At 60.1% G+C, this 7476-nt stretch carries 7 protein-coding genes; 6 read left to right on the top strand and 1 reads right to left on the bottom strand.

Features of this window, described 5'->3' with window-relative positions; genetic code table 11:
* A partial coding sequence (locus L9Z73_RS21465) for a heme-binding protein (protein WP_247405181.1) occupies positions 1–250 on the bottom strand: 250 nt, incomplete at its 3' end.
* 267 nt (positions 251–517) lie between these two features.
* Between L9Z73_RS21465 and gcl the strand changes: the two genes are divergently transcribed.
* From gcl to L9Z73_RS21495, 6 genes are all read left to right on the top strand, one after another.
* Positions 518–2293, top strand: coding sequence for a glyoxylate carboligase (gcl, locus tag L9Z73_RS21470; protein ID WP_247405183.1), 1776 nt, complete (start codon positions 518–520; stop codon positions 2291–2293).
* Positions 2294–2303: 10 nt separating this feature from the next.
* Complete coding sequence (gene hyi / locus L9Z73_RS21475; protein WP_247405185.1) at positions 2304–3086, top strand: hydroxypyruvate isomerase; 783 nt, start codon at positions 2304–2306, stop codon at positions 3084–3086.
* Between the two features lie 167 nt (positions 3087–3253).
* Complete coding sequence (locus L9Z73_RS21480) at positions 3254–4144, top strand: 2-hydroxy-3-oxopropionate reductase (RefSeq protein ID WP_247405187.1); 891 nt, start codon at positions 3254–3256, stop codon at positions 4142–4144.
* Between the two features lie 204 nt (positions 4145–4348).
* Positions 4349–5173 (top strand): ion transporter, encoded by an 825-nt coding sequence (locus tag L9Z73_RS21485; RefSeq protein WP_247405189.1) that lies wholly within the window; start codon positions 4349–4351, stop codon positions 5171–5173.
* A gap of 95 nt (positions 5174–5268) precedes the next feature.
* Positions 5269–6273, top strand: coding sequence for a sulfate ABC transporter substrate-binding protein (locus L9Z73_RS21490; RefSeq protein WP_247405191.1), 1005 nt, complete (start codon positions 5269–5271; stop codon positions 6271–6273).
* 322 nt (positions 6274–6595) lie between these two features.
* On the top strand, positions 6596–7476 hold an 881-nt coding region (locus L9Z73_RS21495), incomplete at its 3' end, for an MFS transporter (RefSeq protein WP_247405192.1).

The following is a 7476-nucleotide window of genomic DNA, read 5'->3' on the forward strand; positions in this document are numbered from 1 at the left end:
GTTTGGCGGGGTTATGCGGCGGAAGAGAGCGAGGCGTTGTAGGTGGCGTAAATCTTGTCGATACGCGCCTGGTAATGCCGATGGCAATCTGCGGGCGCAGCAGGCTGGCGCCGTCTTCCCGTTGCAAGGTGATCAGGTGGCCGCCGCCGTCGAGCACGGCAATGGTCAGCGGTGCTGCGACGATGGCGCGGCCTGCGGCAAGGGCCTGGCCGGCCAGGTTGACTGCGACTTTCAAGGTTAAAGCGCTCATGGGTGCCGTCCTTATCTTGTTATGGGAAAGCCGTTGGCTCTGTTTGAACAGATACTGAATACAACAAATAGAACACAATGTATTTATTTTTTGTATACAAAAATTCCGTATAAACTTACCAAATATCGAAAAACAAGCCCAGAAAAGGCGTTCAGACGAACGCAGAGACTGCTGAATAAAATGCATTGACCTGTGGCGCTCGCCGTGAATACACTTCAATCAAACACCACTTGTATACAATTACAAAACGCAAGAGGCACCAAAACAATGAGCAAAATGAGAGCAATCGAAGCCGCCGTTCTGGTGATGCGCCGCGAAGGGGTCGACACCGCCTTCGGTATCCCAGGCGCCGCGATCAACCCGCTGTATTCGGCCTTGCAGAAGGTGGGTGGCATCGATCACATCCTTGCTCGCCATGTTGAAGGCGCCTCGCACATGGCCGAGGGCTACACCCGCACCAAGGCTGGCAATATCGGCGTGTGCATCGGCACATCGGGCCCGGCGGGCACCGACATGGTCACCGGTCTGTACAGCGCCTCGGCCGACTCGATTCCGATCCTGTGCATCACCGGCCAGGCCCCCCGGGCGCGGATGCACAAGGAAGATTTCCAGGCCGTGGACATCACCAGCATCGTCAAGCCGGTGACCAAGTGGGCAACCACCGTCCTCGAACCCGGCCAGGTGCCGTATGCGTTCCAGAAAGCCTTTTATGAAATGCGTTCCGGCCGCCCTGGCCCGGTGCTGATCGACCTGCCGTTCGACGTGCAGATGGCCGAGATCGAATTCGACATCGACGCCTACCAACCGTTGCCCCTGGCCAAACCGCTGGCCACGCGCATCCAGGTGGAAAAAGCCCTGGCCCTGCTCGACCAGGCCGAACGCCCGCTGCTGGTGAGCGGTGGCGGCGTGATCAATGCCGATGCCAGCGACCTGCTGGTGGAGTTCGCCGAGCTGACCGGCATCCCGGTAATCCCGACTTTGATGGGCTGGGGCACCCTCCCCGACGATCACCCGCAGATGGTGGGCATGGTCGGCCTGCAAACCTCCCACCGTTATGGCAACGCGACGCTGCTGAAATCGGACGTGGTACTCGGCATCGGCAACCGTTGGGCCAACCGCCACACCGGTTCGGTGGAGGTGTACACCGAGGGGCGTAGATTTATCCACGTCGACATCGAGCCGACGCAAATCGGCCGCGTGTTCACCCCGGACCTGGGCATCGTTTCCGACGCCGGTGCGGCACTGACGATGTTCATCGAAGTCGCCCGCGAGTGGAAAGCCGCCGGCAAACTCAAGGACCGCAGCGCCTGGCTGCATGACTGCCAGCAGCGCAAGGCCACGCTGCAGCGCAAGACGCACTTCGACAACGTGCCGGTCAAGCCGCAACGGGTGTACGAAGAAATGAACCAGGTGTTCGGCAAAGACACCTGCTACGTCAGCACCATCGGCCTGTCGCAGATTGCCGGCGCGCAATTCCTGCACGTCTACAAGCCACGCCACTGGATCAACTGCGGCCAGGCCGGCCCGTTGGGCTGGACCATCCCGGCGGCGCTCGGCGTGGTCAAGGCCGACCCGAGCCGCAAGGTGGTGGCGCTGTCCGGCGACTATGACTTCCAGTTCATGATCGAAGAACTGGCCGTGGGTGCGCAGTTCAAGCTGCCGTATATTCACGTGGTGGTAAACAACTCCTACCTGGGATTGATACGCCAGGCCCAGCGCGGGTTCGAAATGGACTACTGCGTGCAGTTGTCTTTCGACAACCTCAACGCTCCGGAACTCAACGGCTATGGCGTCGACCACGTCGCGGTCGCCGAAGGCCTGGGGTGCAAGGCCCTGCGCGTGTTCGAGCCGGGCCAGATCCAGCCGGCACTGCGCCGCGCCCAGGAAATGCTCGAAGAATTCAAGGTTCCGGTGATCGTTGAGATTATTCTGGAGCGCGTGACCAATATTTCCATGGGCACCGAGATCAACGCCGTCAATGAATTCGAAGACCTGGCCCTGGTCGGCAACGATGCGCCGACTGCCATTTCCCTGCTCGATTAAGGAGAACCTTATGCCGCGCTTTGCCGCCAACCTGTCCATGCTGTTCACCGAACAGGATTTTCTCGCTCGTTTTAAAGCGGCCGCCGATGCCGGCTTCGCAGGCGTCGAGTACCTGTTCCCCTACGAATTCAACTCCGCCGAAATCAAGGCGCAGTTGGACGCCAATGGCCTGACCCAAGTGTTGTTCAACCTACCGGCCGGCGACTGGGCCAAGGGCGAACGGGGCCTGGCGTGCCGCCCGGACCGGGTCGAAGAATTCCGCGCCGGGGTCGACCTGGCCATCGCCTACGCCCAGGTGCTGGGCAACACCCAGGTCAACTGCCTGGCAGGTATCCGGCCACAAGGCGTGGACGATGCCACCGTAGAAAAGACCTTTGTCGCCAACCTCAAATACGCCGCCGACAAGCTGCAAGCGGTGGGTATCAAGCTGGTGATGGAAGCAATCAACACCCGCGACATCCCTGGGTTCTACCTGAACAACACCGCGCAGGCCCTGGCGATTCGCGAACAGGTGGGCAGTGACAATCTGTTCCTGCAATACGACATCTATCACATGCAAATCATGGAAGGTGATCTGGCCCGGACCTTGGCCGCGCACTTGAGTGAGATCAACCATATCCAACTGGCGGATAACCCGGGGCGCAACGAACCGGGGACCGGGGAGATCAACTACCGCTTCCTGTTCGAGCATTTGGACCGCATCGGTTACCAGGGTTGGGTTGGTTGTGAATACAAGCCGTTGACCACCACCGAAGCAGGTTTGGGTTGGCTCAAGACCCACAACGCGATCTGAGAGGCACAACACGAAACCAAAAAGTGGGAGGGGCTTGCTCTCGATAGCGGTGTTCAGTCAACACACAGGTTGAATGAAAGACCGCTATCGGGAGCAAGCCCCCTCCCACATTTGGACCCCATGTGTTTGGCAGACCGCGCTCTATCTAATAAAAAGAGGATTTCTTCATGGCTAAAATCGGATTTATCGGCACCGGCATCATGGGCCAACCCATGGCCGCCAACCTGCAGAAAGCCGGTCATCAACTGTTCTTGTCCGAACACCACGGCAAGGCGCCAGCCGAGTTGATCGCGGCCGGCGCCATCGCGCTGGCCAGCCCGCAGCAAGTCGCCCAGGAAGCGCAATTCATCATCGTCATGGTGCCCGACACCCCGCAGGTCGATGACGTGCTGTTCCGCGCCGATGGCGTGGCCGCCGGTCTGTCGCCGAACAAAGTGGTGATCGACATGAGTTCGATCTCCCCCACTGCGACCAAGGCGTTCGCCGCGAGGATCAACCAGACCGGCGCGCAGTACCTCGATGCGCCGGTGTCCGGCGGTGAAGTCGGGGCCAAGGCCGGCACCTTGAGCATCATGGTCGGCGGCGAGCCGCAGACCTTCGAGCGTGCCTTGCCGCTGCTCCAGAGCATGGGCAAGAACATCACCCTGGTCGGCGGCAACGGCGACGGCCAGACCGCCAAAGTGGCGAACCAGATCATCGTCGCACTGAACATCCAGGCGGTGGCTGAAGCGCTGCTGTTCGCCGCGAAAAACGGCGCCGACCCGGCCAAGGTGCGTGAAGCGCTGATGGGCGGCTTCGCCGCGTCGAAGATCCTTGAAGTGCACGGCGAACGTATGATCAAGGGCACCTTCGATCCGGGCTTTCGCATCAATCTGCACCAGAAGGATTTGAACCTGGCGCTGGCCGGGGCCAAGGAGCTGGGGATCAACCTGCCGAACACCGCCGGCACCCAGCAAGTGTTCAGCACCTGCACCGCCCTCGGTGGCGGTAATTGGGACCATTCGGCGCTGATCAAGGGGCTGGAGCATATGGCGAATTTTTCGATTCGCGATCAGTAAGCGCGCGATGAAATGCGAGCCAGTGTGGGAGCTGGCTTGCCTGCGATGAGGACAACTCGGGCTCATTGACTTACGCATCATGCGCAACCCCGGGTTCAGCCAGATTATCCAGCAGCACCGGCCGCCGAATGCGGCACAACGCCTGCGTGGACAGCCCGTTCGAATCCCCCTAGGCTTGCCCGATATCCGACATGGGCGAGAGTTATGGACAGCAACAACGACTGGCACCAGCGTCTCTACGTCATGGTGTTCCAGAGCGACACGCCCGCCGGGCGGCGTTTCGACAGCACCCTGCTGCTGATCATTCTCGCCAGCCTGGTGGTGGTGATCCTCGACAGCATTCAGGAAGTCCACGACAACTACGCCAACGTGCTGGCCTACATCGAGTGGGGCTTCACCGTCATCTTCGCCATCGAGTACGGCCTGCGGCTGTACTGCTCGCCCAAGCCGTTGCGCTATGCCTTCAGTTTCTATGGCTTGGTGGACTTGCTCGCCATCGTCCCCGGCATCCTCGCGCTGTATTACAGCGACGCCCAGTACCTGCTGATCATCCGCATCATCCGCATGCTGCGGATCTTCCGGGTGCTGAAACTCGGGCCGTATCTCAAGCAGGCCAACTACCTGATGTCGGCGTTGCGCGGCAGCAAGCAGAAGATCGTGGTGTTCCTGCTCAGCGTCTGCACCCTGGTGACGGTGTTCGGCACCTTGATGTATGTGATCGAAGGGCCGGAGCACGGCTTTACCAGTATCCCCAAGGGCATCTACTGGGCGATCGTGACCCTGACCACCGTGGGCTTTGGCGACATCGTGCCCAAGACGCCGCTGGGCCAGGTGATTTCGTCGCTGGTGATGATCACCGGTTACTCGATCATCGCCGTGCCCACCGGGATTTTCACCGCCGAACTGGCCAATGCCATGCGCGGTGAACAGTTGCAAACGGACTGCCCGGTGTGCAAGAAAAACACCCATGACGCGAACGCGGCGTTTTGTTCGCGGTGTGGCAACGCGCTGTTTAAGAAACAGGAATAAGCAAAGTTCTTTTTAATCTTTAAACGACTATGCACCCCCGGCTATAGTCGCTGGCACAGTGCCTCTCTCTACTCTCGAACAACAAGGAATGAGCAGTGAAAAAACTCGTTAGCGCCTCTCTCCTGGCTGCAGGCCTCGCACTGGCCGGCGTCGCCCAGGCCGCACCGACCACTCTGCTCAACGTCTCCTACGACGTGATGCGCGATTTCTACAAGGACTACAACGCCGCCTTCCAGAAACACTGGGAAGCCGAGCACCCGAACGACAAGCTGACCTTGCAGATGTCCTTCGGCGGCTCCAGCAAACAAGCGCGCTCGGTGATCGACGGCCTGCCGGCTGATGTGATCACCATGAACATGGCCACCGACATCAACGCCCTGGCCGACAATGGCAAACTGGTGCCGGACAACTGGGTCACACGCTTGCCGAACAACAGCGCGCCGTTCACCTCAGCCACCGTGTTTATCGTGCGCAAGGGCAACCCGAAAGCCCTGAAAGACTGGCCGGACCTGCTCAAAGATGGCGTGCAAGTGATCGTGCCCAACCCGAAAACCTCAGGTAATGGCCGCTACACCTACTTGTCGGCCTGGGGCTATGTGCTGAAGAACGGTGGCGACGAAGACAAGGCCAAGGCCTTTGTCGGCAAGCTGTTCAAACAAGCGCCCGTGCTGGACACCGGTGGCCGTGCCGCCACCACGACGTTCATGACCAACCAGATCGGCGACGTGCTGGTGACCTTTGAAAACGAAGCGGAAATGATCGCCCGCGAATTCGGCCGCGATCAGTTCGAAGTGATCTACCCAAGCGTCTCCGCCGAAGCCGAGCCGCCGGTCACGGTGGTGGACAAAGTGGTCGAGAAGAAAGGCACGCGTGCAGTCGCCGAAGACTACCTGAAGTACCTGTGGTCGCCGGAAGGCCAGGAAATCGCGGCCAACAACTACCTGCGCCCGCGTGATCCGAAAGTGCTGGCCAAGTACACCGATCGTTTCCCGAAAGTCGACTTCCTGTCGGTCGAGAAGACCTTTGGCGACTGGCGCACCGTGCAGAAAACCCACTTCAACGATGGCGGGGTGTTTGACCAGATCTACAGCGGGCAGTAAGCCGCGCCCACTGAAGGAAGGCGAGCACGTGTGGGAGCTGGCTTGCCTGCGATAGCGTCACCCGAGTGTGTCTGATACACCGGGGTGTCCACATCGCAGGCAAGCCAGCTCCCACATTTGTTTGGTGTTAAGCGTGATCCTCAGGCTGCCGGATGGCCTGTTTCGGCAGGTGTGTCTGAATGTATCATGGGGGCTCGAAGCCAACGCCAAGGCTTCAGTCATCATTTCACGGCATGAGTGATATCACCGCCAACAGCCTACTCGCCGTCGAGTCTTGTCTTTACTCTCGCTCGCCATCTTCCTTCGCTTTTATGAGAACACCATGAACGCTACTCCCCACGCTACGAGCACCATGACCCGCGGGATGGTGATGCTGTTTGCGTTTTGCTGCGGCGCCATCGTCGCCAACATTTACTACGCGCAGCCGATCATCGAACTGATCGCACCGGACATCGGCCTGACGCCTGCGATGGCCAGCCTGATCGTATCGCTGACACAAATCGGCTACGCCCTGGGCCTGTTTTTCCTGGTGCCCCTGGGTGACTTGCTGGAAAACCGCAAGTTGATGATCAGCACCACGGTGATCGCCATCGCCAGCCTGCTGGCCGCGGCGTTTACCGAGCAACCGAACCTGTTCCTGCTGGTGTCGTTGTTGATCGGTTTCAGTTCGGTGTCGGTGCAGATCCTGATCCCGCTGGCGGCGCACCTGGCACCTGCCGAGTCCCGTGGCCGCGTGGTCGGCAGCATCATGGGCGGCCTGTTGCTGGGTATTCTGCTGGCACGGCCGGTGTCCAGCGTCGTCGCCGACCACTTCGGCTGGCGTGCAATGTTCATGGCCGCCGCCGCGTTGATGGCCGTTATCAGCGTGGTCTTGCTGATGACCATCCCCAAGCGCCAGCCCGACCACAGCGCCAGCTATGGCCAATTGCTGCGCTCCCTCGGCACCCTGCTGCGCGAACAACCGCTGCTGCGCCAGCGCGCCTTTTATCAAGGTTGCATGTTTGCCACCTTCAGCCTGTTCTGGACCGCCGCGCCGCTGGAGCTGGTGCGTAACCATGGCCTGAGCCAGACCCAGATCGCCCTATCACCGTGGGTGCTCAGGATGGCGCAAACACTGTTCAAACTGCGCTTCACCGAGCGTCTGGCCGCCTTGGCCAGTTTTGCGCTCGTACACCTGCGTTTTAAGGTGCCTCAGCACGATCA

The sequence above is a fragment of the Pseudomonas emilianonis genome (genome assembly GCF_023072625.1).
GTDB lineage: Bacteria > Pseudomonadota > Gammaproteobacteria > Pseudomonadales > Pseudomonadaceae > Aquipseudomonas > Aquipseudomonas paraveronii.